Below are 20,201 nucleotides of genomic sequence, written 5' to 3' on the forward strand. Positions count from 1 at the left end.
GCAGGCTATCGGGGTGGCTTGGTCGGGGCGAAGAGCCACGCCTGGAAGAAGGACCTCAGGTGCTTGCCGGAGACGCGCTCGGCGAGGGCGATGAACTGCGGGGTGGTCGCGTTTCCGTCGCGATGCTCGGCGTACCACGTGCGCAAGATGGTGAAGAAGGTGGCGTCGCCGACCGTGAGGCGCAGCTGGTGCATGGTCATGGCGCCGCGGAGGTAGACCTCGGGGGTGATCGGCGGGACGCCGGGGTCGCCGATCGGGAGCAGCCACATCGGGTCGTCGGCGGGGATGCCGTCGTAGAGCTCGTCGAAGTTGGTCTGGGCCGAGATGTCGCCCTCGTGCTCGGACCAGAGCCACTCGGTGTAGGTGGCGAACGCCTCGTTCAGCCAGATGTCCTGCCATCGGGAGATCGAGACGGCGTCGCCGAACCACTGGTGGGCGTTCTCGTGCGCCACCACCGACGTGTTGGGGCCGCGCTGGAAGTACTTGGCGGCGTAGGTGGGCCGGGTCTGGTTCTCCAAGCCCGACGGATAGGTCGCGGGCGGGGCGACCACGCCGCCCTCGGCGTCGAACGGGTACGGGCCGAAGAGGGTGGACTCCCACTGGATGATCTCGGGGGTGCGGGACACGCTCTGCCGGGCGGCGGCGGCCAGCTCGGGCGTCAGCAGCCGGGAGTAGGCGTAGATCACCGGCCGGCCGTTCGGGGCCCGGGTCTGCTCGATGTCGTACTGGCCGACGGCGAGCTGGGCGGCGTAGGTGACCATCGGGCTGGCCTCGTGCCAGGTCCACGTCGTCCAGCCGGGGTCCGCGGGCGCCGGGGGTCTCGGCATGACGCCGTTGCTGATCGCCTCGACGCCGTCGGGGACGGTGACGGCGACGTCGAAGGTGGCCTTGTCCTTCGGGTGGTCGTTGGACGGGAACCACCACCAGGCGATCTCGGGCTCACCGGCGGCGACAGCTCCATCGGGCGTACGCGTCCAGGCCGTGAAGCCCTCGCCCAGCGCCGTGGAGGGCACGTCGGCGTACGTCACCCGGACGGTCATGGTGTGGTTCTTCGGCAGCGGGCGCGCGGGCGTGACCACCAGCTCGTGATCGCCCTGCCGCGCGAACCGGGCGGGCCGCCCGTCGACCAGCACCGCGCGCACCTTCAGCACGAAATCCAGGTTGAAGCTGGTCAGCGCCTGGGTGGTGGTGGCCCGGACGGTGGTGGCGCCGGCGAGCTCGTCGGTGGCGGGCTGGTAGCGCAGGCGGATGTCGTAGTGGGAGACGTCGTAGCCGCCGTTGCCGTAGTCGGGGTAGTAGGGGTCGCCGATGCCGGCCGCCCCGGGCTGCGGAACCAGAAGTAGCACGACCAGCGCGCTCATCACACCCATGCCGGGACGGTAGCGAAGTTCGTTGATCGATATTGCCCCGCCGGACAGGACGGGCGCTATGCGCCCAGAGCGGATTTGATGGCGGCGGTGGCGGCGGCCAGGCCGATCTGCTGGGCGATCTGGAGCGCCCACTGGCCGGCCTGGCTCAGGAAGCGGCGCATGGTGGGCTCGTCGCCGCGGGTGGCGGCGTCCTGGGCCGACTCGACGGCGGTGACGGCCGCCTTCTCCGGCTCGGTGCGGGCGGCCCCGGCCAGCAGGTCGCGCAACTCCTGCAACTGGCCGGCCAGCTCGCGCAGGTCGGTGCCGGTGCTCACTTGCTGGGCGGCGGTGGCGTTCTCGATCCGGTTCTCGTTGCCGATGCTGGTCGCGTTGACCGGTGCGTTGAAGGTGAAGTCACTTGGCGCCACGGCGCGTCCTCCCTGTCCACCTTGGTTGTGAATGACGATGGTGCCGGCCCGGTCGAGCTTGGCGTTCAGGCCTTCGATCTCCTTGCGGAACTGCAGTTCGCGGTCGCAGCGGCGCAGGGTGTTCTGCAGCAGCATGTCGGTGTCGCCCGGCTCCGGACGCTGCGAGATGATCTCGTGGTAGACGTTGCGGGCGGCGATGTGCGCGGCCTGCTTCCAGTGGTTGCGAGCCTGCCGCACCAGCTCGCGGCAGTCGGACCAGCGCGCCTCGTCGACCGCGAGCTCGGCGGCCGCCCAGCTCAGCCAGCCGTCGACCCGGGCCAGGTCCATCTCGTACAGCGAGCGGGCGGCGCGCGGGGCCTGCTGGGTGACGGCCTCCCGCACCAGGCGCTGATAACGGTCGACGGCCTCCTGGCCGGCGAGCACCGCGTCGCCGTACCGGCCGCTCTGCGCCTCCCGCAGCATCTCGACGAAGCCCTGCACCGCTTCCAGGTAGCGCCGGCCGTCGCGCAGCTGGCCGCGGACCTCCTCGTACTGTGTCCGGGCCGGCCCGTCCTCCGGCGTCTGCTCCTCGTCGGTCTGCCCGAGCAACTCGCCGTAGGCCACGTACGCGTTGTCGAAGCTCTGATGCGCGCCCTTGAAGTCGCCGCCGCGCATGTGCCCGAGGCCGGTCATCAGCTCGCTCGTGGCCCGGGTCAGCGCGAGGCGCCACGCGCCGATCTGCCGCAGCGGGAGCGTGCTGGCGGCCAGCTGCTCGAAGAGTCTCGTCGCGGTGCCGAGGCAACGCAGCGCCGTGTCGAAGTCGCCGGCGAGGCGGCGCTCGTCGGCGCGGCAGACGTGCTGCAGGCCCTCGGCCAGGAGCATGTTGCCGGCCGCGGCGTCCCGGAGGCCGGCCAGCCGGGCCAGCTGGGCCGAGTCGCCGTCGTGGTGCCGGCGCGCACGCTCGCAGCGCTTCCGCTTGGTGTCGTTGAGCTGGAGGAACTGGCCCAGCAGCACCTCCGCGTCGGCGAACCGGAACTCCTTCTGCCGGCGGGTGGCCTCGGCGACGATGAGATCGCCGAGCGCGGAGGCGGCCCGCAGGTAGCGTTCCAGCTCGTCGGCGTCGAGCCCGGGCCGGCTCTCGTAGTAGTCGACCTCGGCGAGCAGGCTGCTCAGGTCGTCGAGCGCCGACATCGGCGGCGCCGTCGTGTCGGGGGTCGTCATGGCGACTCGGCCTCGAGCGCGTCGACGGCGAACGGCGGCGAGCCTTCCGGGCGGCGGTGCACGAGGATCCGGGTGCCGGGGGCCGGCTGGTTCTCGAGGATCCACCGGTTGAGCGGGACGCGGACCCAGCGCTCGAGCAGCGGGCTGCGGATCTGCCGGGCGCCCAGGGCGGCGCCGCTGCGGAGAATCTCGTCGGCCACGGCGCGGCCGATCGCCGTACGGTCGAAGATCAGGTCGTAGCCGCGGGCCGCCGCCGCCGTCGCGATCTGGTCCAGGAACTTGGCCGTGATGTCCATGATGACGTTCTCGCGGAGCAGGTCGAAGACGACGATGCCGGTGCCGAGCCGGCCGAGCAGCTCGGGCCGGTCCAGGGTGGTGGCGAAGTGCTCGTTCACCGCCTGGCTGAAGTGCTCCTGCACCGCCTCGTAGGACAGGGCCGGCTCGGTGAAGACCCGGCGCAGCTCGCCCACCCCGATGTTGGACGTGAAGATCACGATCGAATGCGAGAAGTACGCGGTGCGCCCCTGCCCGTCGGTGAGCCGGCCGTCGTCGATGAGCTGGAGGAACTTGTCCATGATCTTCTTGTGGGCCTTCTCGATCTCGTCGAACAGCAGGACGCTGAACGGCCGCTCGAGGACCCAGTTGGTGAGCGTGCCGCCGTGCTCGTGGCCGACGTAGCCCGGGGGCGCGCCGGTCAGCCGCTCGCTGGTGTGCTCCTGGCTGTACTCGCTCATGTCGAAGCGGCGCAGCGCCGACTCGTCGTCGAAGACCAGCTCGGCGAGCGCCTTGGCGAGCTCGGTCTTGCCGACGCCGGTCGGGCCCACGAAGAAGAAGACGCCCTTGGGCCGGGTGCCGGTCTGCTGCCCGGCGGCGACGAAGTCGAGCCCGACGCGGGCGTTCACCAGCACGTCGGTCACCGCCCGCACGGCGGCCGGCTGGCCGATGACCCGGCGGGACAGCAGCGCCTCGGCGTCCTTGATCTTGGAGATGTCGAGCTGCTCCCAGGGGTCGTCGCGCAGGCCGAACCGGTGCCGGGCGACCAGCCGGCGCGGCATGGTCGGCGGGATGCGGGCGACCTGCGAGGTCACCCGGAGGGCGCCGAGGTCCACGATGGTCATGCCCTCGGTGACGCCGGCCAGCGTGGTGGTCGCCTCGGCCCGTTTCTCGTCGGTCATCGCGTCGCCGCCCCAGTAACCGGCGAGGTCCTCGCGCAGGAACGCGGCCCGCTCCGCGGTCGCCGGGCGGTCGGCCAGCACGGCCGCGACGTTGGGGTTGTCGCGGTGCAGCCAGGCCGGCAGCGCCGACAGGTCGCGGGCGACCAGGACCATCGTGTTGTGGTACTTCGGGGGGCCGCCGGGCGCCACCGGATCGGTGCGGAGCAGCCGCCGCATGTACGCCACCTGGGTCACGTGATCGCTGCTGATCTGGGAGGGCACGCCGACGAGCAGGTCGGCGTTCTCCACGATGAAGACGCAGGGCCGCTCGTTCTGGTTCATCAGGCGCAGCGCCACCGCCAGCACGTCGACCGCGGTGCGGGGCTCCGCCGACCGGGCCGCCATCAACTGCTGTTCGAGGACGTCGGCGGAGGTGACCAGCGGGCTGCGGCGTGCGGCGCCGTTGCCGGTGACCGGCGGGCGCGGCGTGGCGGCCGGCGTGCCCGGGTCGGTGAGGAAGCGCTGGACGAACTCGCGGCCGGCGTCGTCGTGGTACCGCAGGCCTTCGACCAGGCTGTACCGGACGATCACGGTGAACCCGGCCACCGCCAGGAAGTCGGCCAGCGTGGCCTCGAACGGCTGGTAGCGGTCGTTCCAGCGGATCAGGTCGTCGACGTTGCCGTGCACGACGATGTGCCGGCGGCGCTGGAGCTCGTGGTAGGCCCGGACCAGCCAGGGCGCCCCGCGCGGGGCGATCACGGTCGCCATGACGGGTTCTCCTCCTGCCGGCCGGTCTCGGCGGCGGGCGGGGACAGCCGCCGGGGCGCGTTCCGGGCCGGGCGCCGCCGGGCGTCGCGGCCCTCCCAGGTGACCGGGCTCGTCACGACGCCGGCCTGGTCGGCCGACTCGTGGAGCACGTCGATGATCTCGAGGAGGTTTCCGCAGGCGGTGTCGCCGTGCCCGAGCCGCTCCTCGCGCTGGACGGCGTCGGAGGCGTACAGGATCCGATGGCTGGTGTCCGCCTCGGTCTCGGCCTCCACGATGACCGCGACGGTGTCGCCGCCGGGCCGCGACGCCCGCAGGCCGATCGCGCCGTCCTTGCTCTCGGTGACGCTGCCGGCGTCGACCGCGAAGCCGACCTCCGGCAGCGCCCGCACCAGGGAGGTGAGGACGGTACGCCGCTCGGCGATCTGATCGATCATGGTGTCCAGGCCGCTCTCGATCTCGTCGATCCGCCGTTCCAGCGCCGCGCCGAACCGCAGCACGTCGGCCAGTTCCCCGCGGGCGAACTGGCCGCGCAGCATCGCGACGGCCTCGCCGGCCCGGCCGCCGTCGCGCACCGGCACGTGCATCGCCTGCCCGTCGGCGAGCAGGCCGTCGAGGCGCGCGGCCAGCAGCTCGATCCGCGCCGCCGCCCGCCGGCGCTGTTCCTGATGCTCGGTGCGGCGCGCGGCCGCCCGGTCGAGGTGCTCGAGGATCCGGGCGGCGACCCGGTCGACGTCGGCCGTGGTGGGAGCGGTCTGGCGCAGCTCGGCCAGCAGGACGGACGTGTGGCCGTCGTCGTAGCGAACCAGCTCGGCGTCGGCCTCGCCGAGCATCGCGGCCAGCACGGCGGCCCGGTCGGCGGTCGCCCGCAGGCGCAGCCGCCGGACGCTGTGCTCGGCCCGGTCGAGGTCGCCCATCGCCGTCGCCAGCTCGGTGAACGAGCCCGCCGCCCGGATGTTCCGCAGCGCGTCCTCGAGCGCCGCGCCGACCGCGTCCGCGCCGCCCTGCTGAGGCCCTTCGCCGAGCGCGGTGAGGGCGGCCCGGAGGGTGCGGTACCGCTCCACGACCTCGGCCCGGCCCTCGGTCAGCACCCGGTCGCGGATCCGCGTCTCGGCCGCCTCGCGCCGCGCCTGCCGGGTGTCGCGGTCGTGCTGCACCTGATCGCGCAGCTCCTTGCCGAGCTGAGCGAAGCAGTACTTGGGGGATCTGCTCATCCGTCCCCGCGCCCTTCCCGCAGGCCGAGGCCCCGCTCGAGGCCTTCCCGGAAGTGGGGTACGGGCGGGACGCCCAGCCACTGCAGGTCGCCGGCCGGGGTGATCTCGAACTGGAGGCCGGCGCCGGGCTCGGTGCCGTCGCCCAGATCGCGGCGGCCGTGGCGCGCGCTGAGCCGGTGGATGCGCTGGTTGTCCGAGCCGCGCCAGCGCAGGTCGGCGTGCCGGTGGGCGAGGTAGGGGCCGTCGATCAGGATGTCCAGCTCGCCGAGCAGGCCGCGCTGGTCGGCGGTGCCGTGCCGGCGCAGGTGGCGCAGCGTGAAGCCGGTGTACGACATCGCGGACAGGTCGCGTCGTTCCCGGACCAGCTCGATCAGCCGGCGGACGGCGGCGGCCTGGGCGAACGGCTCCCCGCCGGACAGCGTGAGGCCGTCGACCGCCTCGTCGGCGATCCGCCGGGCGAGCTCGGCCACGCTGACCCGCCGGCCGCCGTGCCGGGAGATCCACTGTGGGCTGACGCAGCCGGCGCAGCGCAGGGGGCAGCCCTGGACCCAGACCGCGAAGCGGGTGCCCGGCCCGAGCACGGCGCAGGCGGGGTGCGTTTCCGCGATCATGATGGTCGGGCCGATCATCCGTGGTTCCCGACGATCGCGATGATCACGACGGCCAGCACCGCGATGAGGATCCACAGCACGATGCGGGCCGTCGACTTGCGCGGCGGGTCCGGGGCCCGGGCCGGGACGGGGATCGGGACCGGCTGCCCGTACGGCCACGGGGGCAACGGATAGGCGACCGGCGGGCGGGCCGCGACCGTCTCCACCGGCACGAGCGGGCGGGGCCGGGCGCCGGGCGGCGGCACCCAGCCGGCCGGCGGCGGGAAGTGGTCGCCGAACCCGCCGGTGATCCGGGCGCACCAGATGCAGTCGGGCGCGGAGCGGTGGTAGGCGTGCCGCGGGTTGTACCGGCAGCCCATCAGCTCGAAGCTCGCCTGTTCGAGCACGTTCGACCAGGCGCGGCCGCTCGGGCGCAGCAGCGGATCCTCGAACCCGTCCTCGAAGCACTGCTGGATGAGGCCGCGCACCTTCGGCGGCAGGATCTCGGCCGAGATGCTGTCGGCCATCGGCACGAGCCGGTCCGGGTGGGTGAGCCGGTTGTTGCGGCGCTTGATGTTCTCCTCGACGCTGGTCGACGGCGGCACCGCGGTGGAGACGCCGCCGAACGGGTGCTCGCCCTCCATCATCAGCTGGCAGATCACCACGCCGAGCCCGAACAGGTCGTGCTCGCGGGTCAGTCCCTTCACGTCCAGTGCCTCGGGGGCGCCGTACTCGGGCGTGAACTTCTCGCCGGCGTACGGCGTGCCGGTCGCCGGGTCGGTGAACTGCACCCCGTCGCAGTCCAGCAGCGTCACGTGGCCGTGCCGGTCGACCAGGACGTTGGCCGGGCTGACGTCGCCGATCACGATGCCGGCGCCGTGCAGCATGTCGAACAGGCGCCCGAGCCGGGCCGCGATCGCGAACGTGGTCCGCCAGGTCGGCTCGTCCAGCAGCTCGATCCGGGCCCCGGCGTCGAGCAGGCGGAGCAGCGGCGTGCCCTCGATCCGCGGGACGACCACGCCCCGCAGCTGGCCCTTGTCGTCGCGCAGCGTCGTCCGCGGCCAGGCCACGTGCAGGTGCTCGGGGCAGTCGCCGCCCCAGGTGACCGGCTCGAGCACGGTGAGGGCGTCGAGCCTCGGCCCGGACTCGGCGGAACGGTCGAAGTCGGAGTAGATCTTGGCGCAGACGTGCGGCGAGTCGGCCACCGGGTAGACCACGCCCTCGGCGCCGCTCCCGATCTCCTCGTCCACCACGATGTCGACCACCCGGCCGCCGGGGGTGTGCAGTCGCCGGGTTCTCATCGCAGCACCGCCATCAGCATGGTCTTGTCGTCACCGGACGAGGCCGCGAACTCCTTCGACTGGAGCTTGCGGCTGAGCTCGCTGCCGTCCACGCCCGGCGTCCGGAAGGCCGCGAAGTACGCGTCGAAGTCCTCGGGCGCACACAGCAGGCCGATGCCGTCGGGTCCGCGGCCGACATCGAGCATCCCGTCGATCAGCCCGTCCGTGCACAGCGCGAGTCCACAGAGGCCGGTATCGACGATGAGGCCGCAACGCAGGTCGCGGTCCCGGCCCGGCGAGGTCATGAAGACGGTCTCGTTGGCCGCCTGCCGGCCCGACGGCGGCGGGATGACCAGGCGCGAACCGCCCGGCGAACGTTCCACCACGAGAAAACCATCACCCACGCAGACGTACGCGAAATACGGCGGATCGGCGACGATGGCGAGCAGGGTGGTGGCGAACTCGGTCCGCGAGACGGTGGTGACCCCGGTCGCCGACGGCCGGTTGCGCAGCGGGGTGATGGCCCGCTCGACCAGCTCGTCGAACTGCGCGAGGCAGGCCGCCGCGTACCGGCGGGTGGTCTCGTGCCACTGATCGAGCGTGCGGGGCGCGGTCGCGAAGGAGCGATCGGCCGCCTCCCACGCCGCTTCCACCGACAGCCGCGAGCCGTGCGCGGACCGCGGCTGCGAGCCGGCGCCGTCGGCCACCGCCAGCAGGTGCAGGCCGTCGCCGACCGGGCCCTGCCGGAGGTTGTCCTGGTTCTCGATGCCGAGGCTGGTGTGGTTGGGACCGGCGACCGACGCCGAGATGACCCGCCAGCGGGCGTCGAACCGGCTACCGGCCATCGGAGGTCGCGCCCTCCTCGTCGAGCCAGCGGCGCATCTCCTCGTTCTTCTTGTTGTCCCGCTGGAAATGCTCGTAGACGGCCTCGGCCGGCGCGTCGCGCGACTCGGCCTGCGCCGAGCCGATGCTGGTCGAGACCAGCCGGAGCACCTTGCTGAAGTCGGTGTCGCCGAGCAGGTACCAGGACTGCGGCGCCAGGCCGCGGAGCACCTCCTGGTCGGCGCCGTGCACGCCGAGCGCGAAGAAGAGCAGGTGCTTGCCGGCCTCGTGCTGCCGGAGCATGGCGGCCACGTCGCGCCACCGCTCGGTGCGGTTCCCCTGCAGGTCGGTGGGCACCCCGTCGGTGATCAAATACATCATCGGCCGGTACGCGAGCCCGAGTCCCTCCGCGGTGAGCTCGCTCTTGCGGACACTCAGCACCTCGAGCGCGTACTGGATGGCCTCGACCATCGGGGTGAGACCGTCGGCGGCGAGCTCGGGCGGGTGGAAGTCGCGCAACGGGACGAACGGCCGCCGCGCCTGGCCGGCGGTCTGCCCGCTCGGGTCGACGGCGACGACGTGGTCCTTGCCGAACGTGATCATCGCGATCTCGCCGGACATCTGGAGCGCGTCGTTGCCGCGCAGCTCGGCGCACCACTTCTGGAGCGCGTCGTTGAGCTCGTCGATCGCGCCGGTCATGCGCATCGAGGACGACGTGTCGAGGACGAGCATGATCAGGGTGCGGTTACGGGCCTGCCGGACGGGCAGAGCATCGACGGTCACTGCCGGACCTCCTCGCTGACGCGGCTCGAGACGACGAGCGAATCAACGCCCGCACTCATGGAGAGGACGGACAGGAGCCGTCCTGGATACACCGGCTCACCCGGTTGTTCGAGACTGGCCCACAGAACGACCCCGCCGATGTCGACGAAGCCGCCCGCCGGGCCGAAGTGGGTGCGGGCCACGACCTGGCGCCCGATCGGGACCGCGCCGACGACGTCCCGCGGCAGCGGCCCGGGCGGCGCCGGCGGATCCGGCCGCGGCTGCGGGCGGCGGCGGGCGGTGGGAGTCGGCGTGGGCGTGGGCGTGGGCTTAGTGGCCGGCACCGACGCGGACCCGGAGACCTGCCGCGCCGGCGTGACCTGGCGCTCCGGCCGGGGCGGGTCGGCCGCGTGCTGCGGCGGGACGCTGTAGGCGGGCGCCGGGGCGAGACGGCGACGGCGGGTGGAACGATCGAGGAAGAAGAAGGACCCGGCCGCGATGATCGTCATGAGCAGACCAACCTCTAGCGCCGGCCACCAGCCGAAGGCGTGGCCCTGATGGAGGGGGACGATGGTGACCGGGCGCCGGTCGATCTTTTCCGACCCGTTGTATGCGGCCAGGACCGCGATCGGATCCGTTCCGGGCGTCACCATGGTCGTGCGCTTTTCGATCTTCTTCAGTAATGCACATGATTGAGGAAGATCGCTGGCCGGGCAATTGAGCGCGCTGCCGTTCCGCGCGCCGGGCCGGATGACGATCACGCGGCCGGCCTCGGACACTTTCGAATCCTCGATTTGCGTGCTCAGTGCCTTGTCGTCCAAACGCCAGTAATCGCTCATGTCGACCACGGCGGCGGCATTTCGCAGGTCGTTGCCGTTCCCGATGGCGCCGGCCAGCAACGGGCCGAGCACCAGCACCGCGGCGGCGGCGAGCGCAATGACGAAGGGCCGGGACAGGCCGGCCGATCTCCCCTTCATGGCCGGAATTTAGCGTCTCCGGCGCGCGATGTGATCAGTCCGGAAAGATTCCGACACGCTCAGGGGTGACGTCGTCATTTTCGGCATTCGCGATTTCGGGCAGCGTTACCGGATCGTGTCGGGAAGTTGCCACCGCAAGTCGGAAAATGGCCCTCATTTCCGTCCGGCCATTTCATGATCCGTAAGATCTACGACTGTTCGGCTATGGACGCGCGCCTACATTGGAGCCGCTTTCGGGACGGGGGAGAGGTGCGTCCGATGCGAGTTCGGCTTCTGGGGCCGGTGGACGTCGTCGTGGGTGGTCAGCCGCGGGCCGTGCGCGGCGCGCGCCGCAAGGCCGTCCTCGCCGCGCTCGCCCTGCACCGCGGCGAGATCGTCAGCACCGATCGGCTGGCCGACGTGCTGTGGGGTGAGGAACCGCCCGCCACGCCGCTCAACACGGTGCAGAGCCACGTCTCCTACCTGCGTCGCGTGCTCGGCCACCGGGACGCGATCGTGCGGCAGTCGCCCGGCTACCTGCTCGACCCGGGCCGGGTCGAGACCGACGTCGCCGACTTCGAGCGCCTGATCCGCGACGGGCGGCAGGCCGGCGCCGCGGCGGGCGAGTCGCTGCTGCACGAGGCGCTGGCGCTGTGGCGGGGCCGGCCGCTCGCCGACACGATCGCCGCGCCCTGGCTGGGCGAGCAGGCCGATCGGCTGGACCAGCTGCGTGGCCAGGGGCTGCGGGCGCTGGGCGAGACCCAGCTGCTGCTCGGCAAGAACGCCGAGTCGATCGCGTCGCTGGAGGCGCTGGTCGGCTCGGACCCGCTCGACGAGCAGGCCTGCGCCCTGTTGATGCTCGCGCTGTACCGCAGCGGGCGGCAGGCCGACGCGCTGGCCGCCTATCGCCGGCTGCACCGGGCGCTGCGCGACGACCTCGCCGTCGACCCGTCGCCGGCCCTCCGCGACCTGGAGACGGCGATCCTGCGGCAGGACGCGTCGCTCGACCGCAGCGCGACCGCGGATGATCCACCGGCGACCGAGGCGCCGGCCGAGGCGCCGCTGCTCGAGCGGGAGGCGGCGCTGACCACCCTGACCGGCCTGGCCGGGGAGGCGAGCGAGGGCCAGGGCCGGGTGGCGCTGATCGCCGGCGAGGCGGGCGTCGGCAAGTCGGCGCTGGTCGAGCGGCTGCGGCGGGAGCTGCCCGACGCCCGGTGGCTGTGGAGCGCATGCGAGGGCCTGTTCACGCCCCGCCCGCTCGGTCCCCTGTACGACCTCGCCGACCAGCTCGGCGGGGAGCTGCTGGAGGCGTGCGCGCGGCCGGGCGCCGACCGCGACGTCGTGTTCCGGGCGCTGGTGCGGCAGCTCGGGGCCGGGCCGGGGCTCGACGTGCTGGTCGTCGAGGACGTGCACTGGGCCGACGACGCCACCCTCGACCTGCTGCGCTACCTGGTCCGCCGGCTGCGGGACACGGCCGTGCTGCTGGTCGTCACCTACCGCAACGACGGGCTGAACACGAGCGCCCGGCTGTGCGTGACGCTGGGCGACCTCACCTCGCACCGCTCGGCCCGGCGGATCGATCTCGAGCCGCTCTCGCCGGCCGCCGTGCGGGCGCTGGCCGAGGGCAGCCGCTGGCAGCCGGCCGAGCTGCACCGGCTGACCGGCGGCAACCCGTTCTACGTGACCGAGATCCTGCGCTCGGGGAGCGCCGAGGTGCCCTCGTCGGTGCGCGACACCGTGCTCGCCCGGGCCGCGCGGCTGGAGCGGGCGCCGCGCGAGGTGCTCGAGGTCGCGGCACTGATCGGCGCCCGGGTCGAGCCGCAACTGATCTCGGCGGTCGCCACGCACCCGGGCGGGCTCGCCGACGACCTGCTCGACTCGGGCCTGCTGATCGCCGACGGCCCGCGGGTGCGGTTCCGGCACGAGCTGGCCCGGCTGGCCGTCGCCGAGTCGGTGCCGCCGCACCGGGCCCAGATGGTGCACGCCCGCGTCCTCGCCGCGCTGGGCGAGCAGGGCTGCGACGACGACGCCCGGATGGCGTTCCACGCCGAGGCGGCCGGGAACGCCGGGGCCGTGCTGCGGCACGCGCCCGCGGCCGCGCGCCAGGCCCGCGACATGGGCTGTCACCGCGAGTCGGTGGCCCAGCTCCGGCGCGCCCTGCGGTTCGCCGGGGTCGCGCCCGCCGGCCTGCGGTCGGGGCTGCACGATCTGCTCGCCGACGAGCTGGCGATGCTCGACGAGTGGCCCGAGGCGGAACGGGCCGAGGAGCGCGCCCTGGCCCTGTGGCGGGCCGAGGGCGACCGGCGGCGCGAGGGGGACGCGTTGCGGCGGCTGTCGCGCATCCGCTGGAACCTGTGCCGCGGCCGCGAGGCGCTCGCGACCGTGGCGGCGGCGGTGGAGGTGCTCGAGCCGCTCGGGCCGAGTGTGGAGCTGGCCTGGGCCTACGCGACCTTCGCCAACCAGCGCATGCTGTACGCCGACTACCCGGGGGCGGAGGCGCTGGCCCGGCGGGCCGAGGCGCTGTCGGTGGAGATCGACGCGACCTGTGTGCGCAGCGACGCCCTCGACACCCGGGCGGTGAGCGCGTGGGGGCAGGGCCGGGAGTGGACCGGGCTGATGCGCGAGGCGCTCGACCTGGCGCTGGCCGACCGGCACCAGGACCAGGCGGCGCGGGCCTACACCAACTTCAGCGGGCTCTACGTCGACTCGCGGCGCTTCGCCGAGGCCGAGCCCTATCTCGCCGAAGGCATCGCCTACTGCGAGGAGCACGACCTGACCGCGTACGCGATCTGCCTGCGCGGTGAGAAGGCCAACATGATGCTGCGCCAGGGCCGGTGGGACGAGGCCGCGGCCCTGACCCGGGAGCTGCTGGCCGGCGCCGGCCGCTCGGCCAGCCGCCTCTGCGGCCTGATCCGGCTCGCCGTGATCGCCGGCCGGCGCGGCGAACCGGAGGCCGAGGGGCTGCTCGACGAGGCGACCGCGCTCGCCCACGCCACCGGCGAGCCCCAGCAGATGATCGCGGTCCTGCTCGCCCGGACCGAGGCGCACTGGCTGGCCGGGCGCGGGGCGGAGGCGGTCCGGACGGCGGAGCTGGCCGACGACGCGGCCGTCGGCAGCGACCCGTGGCGACGCGGGGAGGTCGCGTCCTGGTTGCGGCGGACGGGGTCGCGCCGACCGGTCCGGGAACGGCAAAGAACCCCGTACGACATGATGCCCTTGGAGGCCGCCGCGGCGTTCCAGGCGCTCGGAAGCCCTTATGACGCCGCGCTGTTCCTGATCGATGCCGGCGCCCAGCGCGAGGCGCGGCAGATCCTCGACGCCCTCGGCGCCGCGCCCGCCCGCACCCCCGTCCTCTGCTGCTGATTAGACGCTTGTCTCTTCAGCGCCGTTTCAGGGCCACGTCAGACCCTCCCGCCATGCTGCGGCCAGGGCACGACTCGCCGTGCCGTCGGGGGAGGGACATTCGCATGCTCGATCCGAGATCCGTACGCCGCTGGGCCGCACTGCCGGCGGCGGCCGGCCTCGCCGTGGCCGCCACGCTGCTGGGAGGCGCCGGACCGGCCCAGGCCGCCGACGACGTCCTGCCGACGCTCACCGCGTTCGCCGTGTCACCGGCGGCCGTCGACGTCACCTCCGGGGACCAGCACATCACGGTGACCATGTCGGTGCGCGACCCGGACGCCACGGGGGTGGGCACCGGCGACGTCATCGCCCACGGGCCGAAGCGTGGCTACAACCCGTCCGCACACCTGGTGCAGGTGGGCGGGACCGCCACGAACACGCAGTACCGCGCGGACGTCACGCTCCCGGCCGGCAAGGCCGTGGACTACCGCGTCGACATCTCGTTCATGGAGGCCGGCCAGTTCTTCCTGGTGGACCTGAACTCGCAGCTGGCCGCCTCGGGCTGGCCGTACCACGTGACGGCCGGGGTGACCGCGCCACCGGACGCGCCCACCGGCTTCACCTTCCGTCGTGACGTCGCCGGCGGACGGCCGATCATCATCGTCAGCTGGGCGGCGCCCGCCGCCGGCCGGCCGGTGGCCACCGCGTCGACGGTGACCGGCACCGGCTGCGGAACCTTGCAGACCAACAACTACGCCGACGCGTGGTTCATGAACGTGCCCACCCGCACGACGACGTGCCAGGTGACCGTGAGCCTGTCCAACAGCGCCGGCAGCTCGGCGCCGGTGACCGCGTCGGCCCGGCTCTAGGGCAGCCCTTGAAGGGAGCCGTGCCATGAAGACCATCCTTGGGGTTCTCGGCCTGGTGGCGCCCGTCGCGCTGGCCGCGCCGGCGTGGGTGATCACGCCGACCGTGGACCCGTCGGCACTGAAGGTGCCGTTCTCCAACCAGCTCAACGCGGTGCAGGCACGGACCGGCGCCGACGCCTGGGCGGTCGGCAACTACATCGGCCCGAACGACGACGACGGCCAGGTCATGCTGACCGAGCACTGGAACGGCACGGCCTGGTCGCAGGTCGCCACGCCGAACGTGTTCCGGTTCGACGAGAAGCTGAACGCGGTCTCGGCGTCGGCCGCGAACGACGTCTGGGCGGTCGGTTCGACCAACCGGACCGGGTTCGCGCACACCGACCCGATCACCGCGCACTACGACGGCAAGGCCTGGACCATCGTCCCGACGCCGGCCACCACCGGCAGCGCGAAGTCGATCCTGTTCGGCGTCGCGAACGTGGGCGGCGGCAACGTCTGGGCGGTCGGCCGCAGCGCGGCCAACCGGGCGCTGATCGAGCACTGGAACGGTTCGGCCTGGACGATCGTCCCGGCGCCGGTCCCGTCGGTGCCGGCCGGCAACACGTTCGTCGGCACCACGCTGACCGGCATCTCGGCCCTCGGCGCCGACGACATCTGGGCGGTCGGCTACACCCAGGGCGCCCAGGGCACCAACGCCAACAAGTTCACGCTGACGATGCACTGGAACGGCTCGGCCTGGACGATCCTGCCCAGCCCGAACCCGGCCGTGCCCACGCCGGCCGGGACCACTCAGGTCCTCAATGGCGTGGTGACGATCGCCGCCAACGACGCGTGGGCGGTCGGCGGCACGTCGGATATTTCGGGCTTCCAGCCGGCGCGGCCGTTCGCGATGCACTGGAACGGTCTCGCGTGGTCGCTGTCGGCACTGCCCGATCTCGGCGGCGGCGGTTCGCTGGCGTCGGTCACGGCCAGTTCCCCGACCAGCGTCTGGGCGGCCGGCTCACCCGGCGGCGCGACGTCGGTGCTGCACTGGAACGGAAAGTCATGGACGCCGGAGACCACCCCGGTCGGGCCGGATGGCGGTCCGGTGATGAAGGGCATCGCCGCGGTGCCCGGCTCACCGACCGAGGTTTGGGCGGCGGGCTTCACCCTGCCGGCGGGCGGTGGCTACCACACCTTCGCGGTGCACCACCCCTGATAGTTCACCGCCCAGAGGCCGTCGTGCCGGGGATGGCGGTCCCCGGCACGACGGTGTTCGTTGTGCTACGAGCCGTCGAGGGCGGCCGCGCGCAGGGCCTCGGCCAGGCGTAGCACCGGCTCCGGCGGCGGCGTGGGCAGGCGGGCCAGCAACAACCGCCGTTGCTCGCGCGGGCCGCCCTGGACCGGGAGGACGCGTACGCCCTCGGGCGCCGCGTGGGTCATCGCGGCCGGGACCGTGGTGAGGCCGCAACCGGCCGCCACCAGCTGGAGCTTGGCGAGCCAGTCGCGGGCGGTGTGGGCGATGACCGGGCGCTCGCCGAGGCCGGGCCAGACGCCCATCAGGCGGTCCTCCGATGCGGGGCCGGCGATCCAGCGGCGGCCGTGCAGGTCGGCCAGGTCGATGAACTCGCCGCGGGCCAGGGGATCGGTGGCGGGGACGGCCACGCACAGGCCGCGCTCGGCGATCGTCTGCTGCCACAGGGCCGGGGACTCGGCGTCGGGCGGGCGGAACGGCGGGGCCGAGGCGAGCACGGCCAGGTCGATACTGCCGGCGCGGAGGGCGCGCACCAGGGCCGGGGTGCTGCCCTCGCGGGTGGTGACGGTGATGCCGGGATGGGTGCGCCGCAGCGACACGAGGGCGCGGGGGAGCAGCCAGGCGCCGGCGCTCGCGAACCAGCCGAGGCGGACGGTGGCCCGGTCGTCGGGCAGGCCGGCCAGCTCGCGGGCGGTCGCGTCGATCTGGTCGACGACGATGGCGGCGCGCCGCAGCACGAGCTGGCCGGCGGGCGTCAGGCGTACGCCGTCATGCCGTCGCCGCAGCAGCTCGGTGCCCGCCGCCCGCTCCAGCGAGGCGATCTGCCGGGAGACCGCGGACTGGGTGTAGCCCAGCGCGACCGCCGCGGCGGTGAGCGTGCCCCGCTCGGCCACCTCCCGGAACACCCGCAGCGCAGTCAGCGAGGCGTCGGTGAAGGTCATGACAGATACGCATATCACGTGTGCGTCTTTGTCGTTGGCCGCATGGGCCGCGGCTCCCTAGCGTCGAGGCATGACCGACACACCGAGGATCGCCCTCGTCACGGGCGCCACCCAGGGGCTGGGCCGTGCGCTGGTCGCGGGGCTGGCGCGGCGCCTGAGCCCGGCCGACACCGTCTATCTCACCGGACGCGACCCGGACCGGATCGCCGCCGGTCTTGCGGAGATGGAGATGCCGGGCGGCGGCGCGCGGGTTCGCGGCGAGGTGTTCGACGTGGGCCGGCCCGATGCCGCCGCGCGCCTCGCCGACCGGATGCGGGAGCGGCACGGCGGCGTCGACATCGTGTTCGGCAACGCCGTCATGCGCGTCGGCCCCGACGACGACCCGCGCGCGATCGCCGACACCTACACCGAGGTCAACAACTTCGGCACCACGCGGTTGCTGCGGGCGTTCGGTCCGCTGCTGCGCGACGACGGCCGGATGATCGTCGTGGCGAGCTCGCTGGGCACCCTGCGCTACCTGGCGCCGGTGCTGCACGACCGGTTCGACGAGCTGTCCTCGCTGGACGAGGTCGACAAGCAGGTGGCGGCCTGGCGCGACGCGGTGAAGGACGGCAGCGCGCGCGGCGGCCCGTGGCCCGGATTCGTCAACATTCCCTCAAAAATCGGGCAGGTCTCGGCCGTACGAGCAACAGCCCGCCAACGACGCGAGAGCGACCGGCCCCGCGGCATCCTCGTCGCCGCCGCCTGCCCCGGCATGATCAATACCCCCACCTCGGCCCTGTGGTGGGACGTCAGCGCCGCCCCGAGCCCGGCCGAGGCCGCGGTGGCCCTGCTCGACCTGGCCCTCGACCCGGTAAACCCGGAGCACTACGGCGAGCTGATCCGCCACGGCCGCGTCCTGCCCTGGAAGTGACGCGTCCGGCGAACCTTGCCGGCGGGGCTGCTTCCCGCGCGACCACACTCTGGTGGGTGCTCACGACGCCGGGCATTCAATGCATGGCCGGCCGGGGCCGCCGGGCGGGTCAGAGGCCGCGGCGGCGGTTCCAGTCGTAGACGTACCAGGCGTAGAGGACGTTGCCGAGGCCGGCGGTGAGGACGAACAGCACCAGGTGCAGCATGACCGAGTTGCGCTTGCGCGGACCGTACCCACCGGCGCCGGCCATCGCGGTCGCGGCGGTCGAGTTGTTGATCACGATCTGCGGGGCGGACGCGGCCATCGCCGGGTAGGGCATCGGCTGCGGCGGGTACGGGGAATACCCCTGCGGAGGATAAGGCTGGGCCGGATGGGGCTGAGCCGAATACGGCTGAACCGGGTACTGCCCGGCGTCATTGGGCCGTGTGGGTGATCTTGGAGGACTCACCCGTTCGGGCGGCTCGGGGCGGATGATCCGCTCTTCCGGGGGGATCGCACTGTCCGGATCGAGACTCGATGGTCGACCGGGAAGATGATCACTGAGAGTATCTGGCGTCTAGCTGCTGGTGAAAGCTGGTGAAAGCTGGTGGGGCGCGTGATCACAATCCTTCTGGTCCGGCATGCGGACATCGACCTTCCGCCGGTCTCGGCCGATCCGGGGCTCAACGACGCGGGGCGCGAGCGGGCCGCGGCGCTCGCGCATGTGGTGCGGGGCGCGGGGGTCAACCGCGTCTTCACGTCGCGCTATCGGCGTACCAAGGAGACCGTCGCGCAGGTGGGGATCGAGGCCGAGGAGATGCCCGATGCCGTCGCCGGCGCGTTCGAGGACGGGGACGTCGTGCTGATCGCGGGGCACAGCAACACCGTCCCGGCGGTGATCGGCGAGCTCGGGGTCGGGGGGCCGCTCCCGGTCATCGGGGAGACCGAGTTCGACAACCTCTTCGTGGTCACCGTCACCGACGCCGCCGGCCTGCTGACGCTCAAATACGGAAAGGAACCAGGCACGCCATGAGACTCAACTGCATCACGCCGCCGTACATCCTCAGCCGCCTTCTCGACAGCGACAACCAGGCCATCCGCGAGGCCGCGCTGGCCACCCTGCTCAACACCGCCCGGCTGCGCGGGCAGCGCGACGTCCGCGGGCCGATGGCGGCCGTGGTGGCCACCCCGGGCGACGGGCGCCGCAGCATCTTCGACTGCAAGCACGGCACCTATCTGCCGCGCGCCAAGCTCGTCCGCTCCGAGGGCGACGAGCCGGTCGCGGACGCGTCGGTCAACCGCGCCTACGACGGCTTCGGGGCGACCAAGGACTTCTACCAGAACGTGTTCCAACGCAACTCCATCGATGACCGCGGCATGCAGCTGTTCGGGTACGTCCACCGGGGCAACCGCTACAACAACGCGTTCTGGGACGGGCAGGAGATGGTCTTCGGCGACGGGGACGGCCAGGTCTTCACGGACTTCACCGGGTCGCTCGACGTCATCGCCCACGAGCTGGCGCACGGGGTCACCGAGCACACGGCCGGCCTCGAGTACCACACCCAGTCGGGCGCGCTCAACGAGTCGCTGTCCGACGTGGCCGGCTCGATGGTCAAGCAGTGGAGCCTCCAGCAGACGGCCGACCAGGCGGACTGGCTGATCGGGCCCGAGGTCTTCACCCCGGACATCGACGCCGACGCGCTGCGGTCGATGAAGGCGCCGGGCACCGCGTTCGACAACAAGCTCTTCGGCAAGGACCCGCAGCCCGACCACATGGACCGCTACGTCGACCTGCCCGACACCGACGAGGGCGACTACGGCGGCGTGCACATCAACTCGGGCATCCCCAACAAGGCGTTCTACCTGGTGGCCTCCGGCATCGGCGGCAACTCCTGGGAGGCGCCCGGGCACATCTGGTACGAGTCGCTGAAGGCGTCCACGGTCGACACCCAGTTCCAGGACTTCGCCGACACGACCTTCAACAAGGCCGGCGAGTTGTACGGCGTGGGCGGTCCCGAGCAGGACGCGGTGCAAGCGGCCTGGGACGGCGTGGGCATCTCGGTGCGCCCGCCGGTCAGCCCCCGGCGCCGCTAGATGCGGGTCACGCTGGCGTCGCACGGTGGTCAGGCAGCCGCGATCCAGATGCGGCTGCCGCCCCGTGTGGTGGACGTCGACAACCCCGGGGACGTCGCGGAGCTGCGCCGGTTGATCAAGGCGGCGCAGAACGAAAAGACGGCAGGCGCCAGAAGCGACGCGATGACGTACACCGTCACGGTGGCGGACGGAGGCCGCGAAACCGTCATCAAAGCGTCCGATGTGGACATGTCCGAGGCCTTCGGTGCCCTCTTGGACTGGATCCAGCGACGTTCATGAGTGTGAACGAGCAGTAAAAGAAGTTCCGGA

The 20,201-nt window shown here is 72.7% G+C and carries 18 protein-coding genes; 7 read left to right on the forward strand and 11 right to left on the reverse strand.

Annotated elements, in window-relative coordinates:
• Window positions 1-5: 5 nt before the first annotated feature.
• From ACZ6TB_RS12750 to ACZ6TB_RS12790, 9 genes are read right to left on the reverse strand one after another with little or no spacing between them, the layout of a single operon-like run.
• On the reverse strand, window positions 6-1,370 hold the full coding sequence (locus tag ACZ6TB_RS12750) for a M1 family metallopeptidase (protein ID WP_465553711.1): 1,365 nt from the start codon (window positions 1,368-1,370) through the stop codon (window positions 6-8).
• A 56-nt stretch (window positions 1,371-1,426) separates the two neighbouring features.
• Window positions 1,427-2,977, reverse strand: a complete 1,551-nt coding sequence (locus ACZ6TB_RS12755) for a hypothetical protein (RefSeq protein ID WP_465553713.1) — start codon at window positions 2,975-2,977, stop codon at window positions 1,427-1,429.
• Window positions 2,974-4,899, reverse strand: coding sequence for an AAA family ATPase (locus ACZ6TB_RS12760; RefSeq protein ID WP_465553715.1), 1,926 nt, complete (start codon window positions 4,897-4,899; stop codon window positions 2,974-2,976). Before ACZ6TB_RS12760 ends, ACZ6TB_RS12755 begins: the two co-directional genes overlap by 4 nt.
• Window positions 4,887-6,110 (reverse strand): hypothetical protein, encoded by a 1,224-nt coding sequence (locus ACZ6TB_RS12765; protein WP_465553717.1) that lies wholly within the window; start codon window positions 6,108-6,110, stop codon window positions 4,887-4,889. The genes ACZ6TB_RS12760 and ACZ6TB_RS12765 overlap by 13 nt, the downstream gene beginning before the upstream one ends.
• On the reverse strand, window positions 6,107-6,739 hold the full coding sequence (locus ACZ6TB_RS12770) for a 4Fe-4S single cluster domain-containing protein (RefSeq protein ID WP_465553719.1): 633 nt from the start codon (window positions 6,737-6,739) through the stop codon (window positions 6,107-6,109). The genes ACZ6TB_RS12765 and ACZ6TB_RS12770 overlap by 4 nt, the downstream gene beginning before the upstream one ends.
• Window positions 6,736-8,001: a protein kinase domain-containing protein gene (locus ACZ6TB_RS12775; protein WP_465553721.1), complete on the reverse strand. Its 1,266-nt coding sequence runs from the start codon at window positions 7,999-8,001 to the stop codon at window positions 6,736-6,738. The genes ACZ6TB_RS12770 and ACZ6TB_RS12775 overlap by 4 nt, the downstream gene beginning before the upstream one ends.
• Complete coding sequence (locus ACZ6TB_RS12780) at window positions 7,998-8,825, reverse strand: protein phosphatase 2C domain-containing protein (RefSeq protein ID WP_465553723.1); 828 nt, start codon at window positions 8,823-8,825, stop codon at window positions 7,998-8,000. The genes ACZ6TB_RS12775 and ACZ6TB_RS12780 overlap by 4 nt, the downstream gene beginning before the upstream one ends.
• Window positions 8,815-9,585 carry a vWA domain-containing protein gene (locus ACZ6TB_RS12785; protein WP_465553725.1) on the reverse strand — a complete coding sequence of 257 codons (771 nt, stop codon included), beginning with the start codon at window positions 9,583-9,585 and terminating at the stop codon, window positions 8,815-8,817. The genes ACZ6TB_RS12780 and ACZ6TB_RS12785 overlap by 11 nt, the downstream gene beginning before the upstream one ends.
• Window positions 9,582-10,481, reverse strand: a complete 900-nt coding sequence (locus tag ACZ6TB_RS12790) for a hypothetical protein (protein WP_465553727.1) — start codon at window positions 10,479-10,481, stop codon at window positions 9,582-9,584. Before ACZ6TB_RS12790 ends, ACZ6TB_RS12785 begins: the two co-directional genes overlap by 4 nt.
• A 318-nt stretch (window positions 10,482-10,799) precedes the next feature.
• Here ACZ6TB_RS12790 and ACZ6TB_RS12795 point away from each other — a divergent pair, with 318 nt between their 5' ends.
• The 3 genes from ACZ6TB_RS12795 to ACZ6TB_RS12805 all read left to right on the forward strand — a co-directional run bounded on the left by ACZ6TB_RS12795 (window position 10,800) and on the right by ACZ6TB_RS12805 (window position 15,929).
• Complete coding sequence (locus ACZ6TB_RS12795) at window positions 10,800-13,883, forward strand: BTAD domain-containing putative transcriptional regulator (RefSeq protein WP_465553729.1); 3,084 nt, start codon at window positions 10,800-10,802, stop codon at window positions 13,881-13,883.
• Between the two features lie 104 nt (window positions 13,884-13,987).
• On the forward strand, window positions 13,988-14,731 hold the full coding sequence (locus tag ACZ6TB_RS12800) for a hypothetical protein (RefSeq protein WP_465553731.1): 744 nt from the start codon (window positions 13,988-13,990) through the stop codon (window positions 14,729-14,731).
• 25 nt (window positions 14,732-14,756) lie between these two features.
• Window positions 14,757-15,929 (forward strand): hypothetical protein, encoded by a 1,173-nt coding sequence (locus ACZ6TB_RS12805; RefSeq protein ID WP_465553733.1) that lies wholly within the window; start codon window positions 14,757-14,759, stop codon window positions 15,927-15,929.
• 65 nt (window positions 15,930-15,994) lie between these two features.
• Here ACZ6TB_RS12805 and ACZ6TB_RS12810 read toward each other — a convergent pair whose 3' ends face one another.
• Window positions 15,995-16,906 (reverse strand): LysR family transcriptional regulator, encoded by a 912-nt coding sequence (locus ACZ6TB_RS12810; protein WP_465553735.1) that lies wholly within the window; start codon window positions 16,904-16,906, stop codon window positions 15,995-15,997.
• Window positions 16,907-16,976: 70 nt separating this feature from the next.
• On the opposite strand from ACZ6TB_RS12810, the gene ACZ6TB_RS12815 reads away from it, so the two are divergent.
• Window positions 16,977-17,819 (forward strand): SDR family NAD(P)-dependent oxidoreductase, encoded by an 843-nt coding sequence (locus ACZ6TB_RS12815; protein WP_465553737.1) that lies wholly within the window; start codon window positions 16,977-16,979, stop codon window positions 17,817-17,819.
• 109 nt (window positions 17,820-17,928) lie between these two features.
• Here the strand turns inward: ACZ6TB_RS12815 and ACZ6TB_RS12820 are convergent, their stop codons facing one another.
• Window positions 17,929-18,123, reverse strand: coding sequence for a DUF8108 domain-containing protein (locus ACZ6TB_RS12820; RefSeq protein ID WP_465553739.1), 195 nt, complete (start codon window positions 18,121-18,123; stop codon window positions 17,929-17,931).
• A gap of 291 nt (window positions 18,124-18,414) precedes the next feature.
• Between ACZ6TB_RS12820 and ACZ6TB_RS12825 the strand changes: the two genes are divergently transcribed.
• Genes ACZ6TB_RS12825 through ACZ6TB_RS12835 form a run of 3 tightly spaced genes read left to right on the forward strand, consistent with a single transcriptional unit; the run spans window position 18,415 to window position 20,171 of the window.
• Window positions 18,415-18,831: a SixA phosphatase family protein gene (locus ACZ6TB_RS12825; protein WP_465553741.1), complete on the forward strand. Its 417-nt coding sequence runs from the start codon at window positions 18,415-18,417 to the stop codon at window positions 18,829-18,831.
• Window positions 18,828-19,892 carry a M4 family metallopeptidase gene (locus tag ACZ6TB_RS12830; RefSeq protein ID WP_465553743.1) on the forward strand — a complete coding sequence of 355 codons (1,065 nt, stop codon included), beginning with the start codon at window positions 18,828-18,830 and terminating at the stop codon, window positions 19,890-19,892. The genes ACZ6TB_RS12825 and ACZ6TB_RS12830 overlap by 4 nt, the downstream gene beginning before the upstream one ends.
• Window positions 19,893-20,171 (forward strand): protealysin inhibitor emfourin, encoded by a 279-nt coding sequence (locus tag ACZ6TB_RS12835; RefSeq protein WP_465553745.1) that lies wholly within the window; start codon window positions 19,893-19,895, stop codon window positions 20,169-20,171.
• Window positions 20,172-20,201: the final 30 nt, after the last annotated feature.

It is taken from the genome of Actinoplanes sp. NPDC051537, assembly GCF_055586105.1.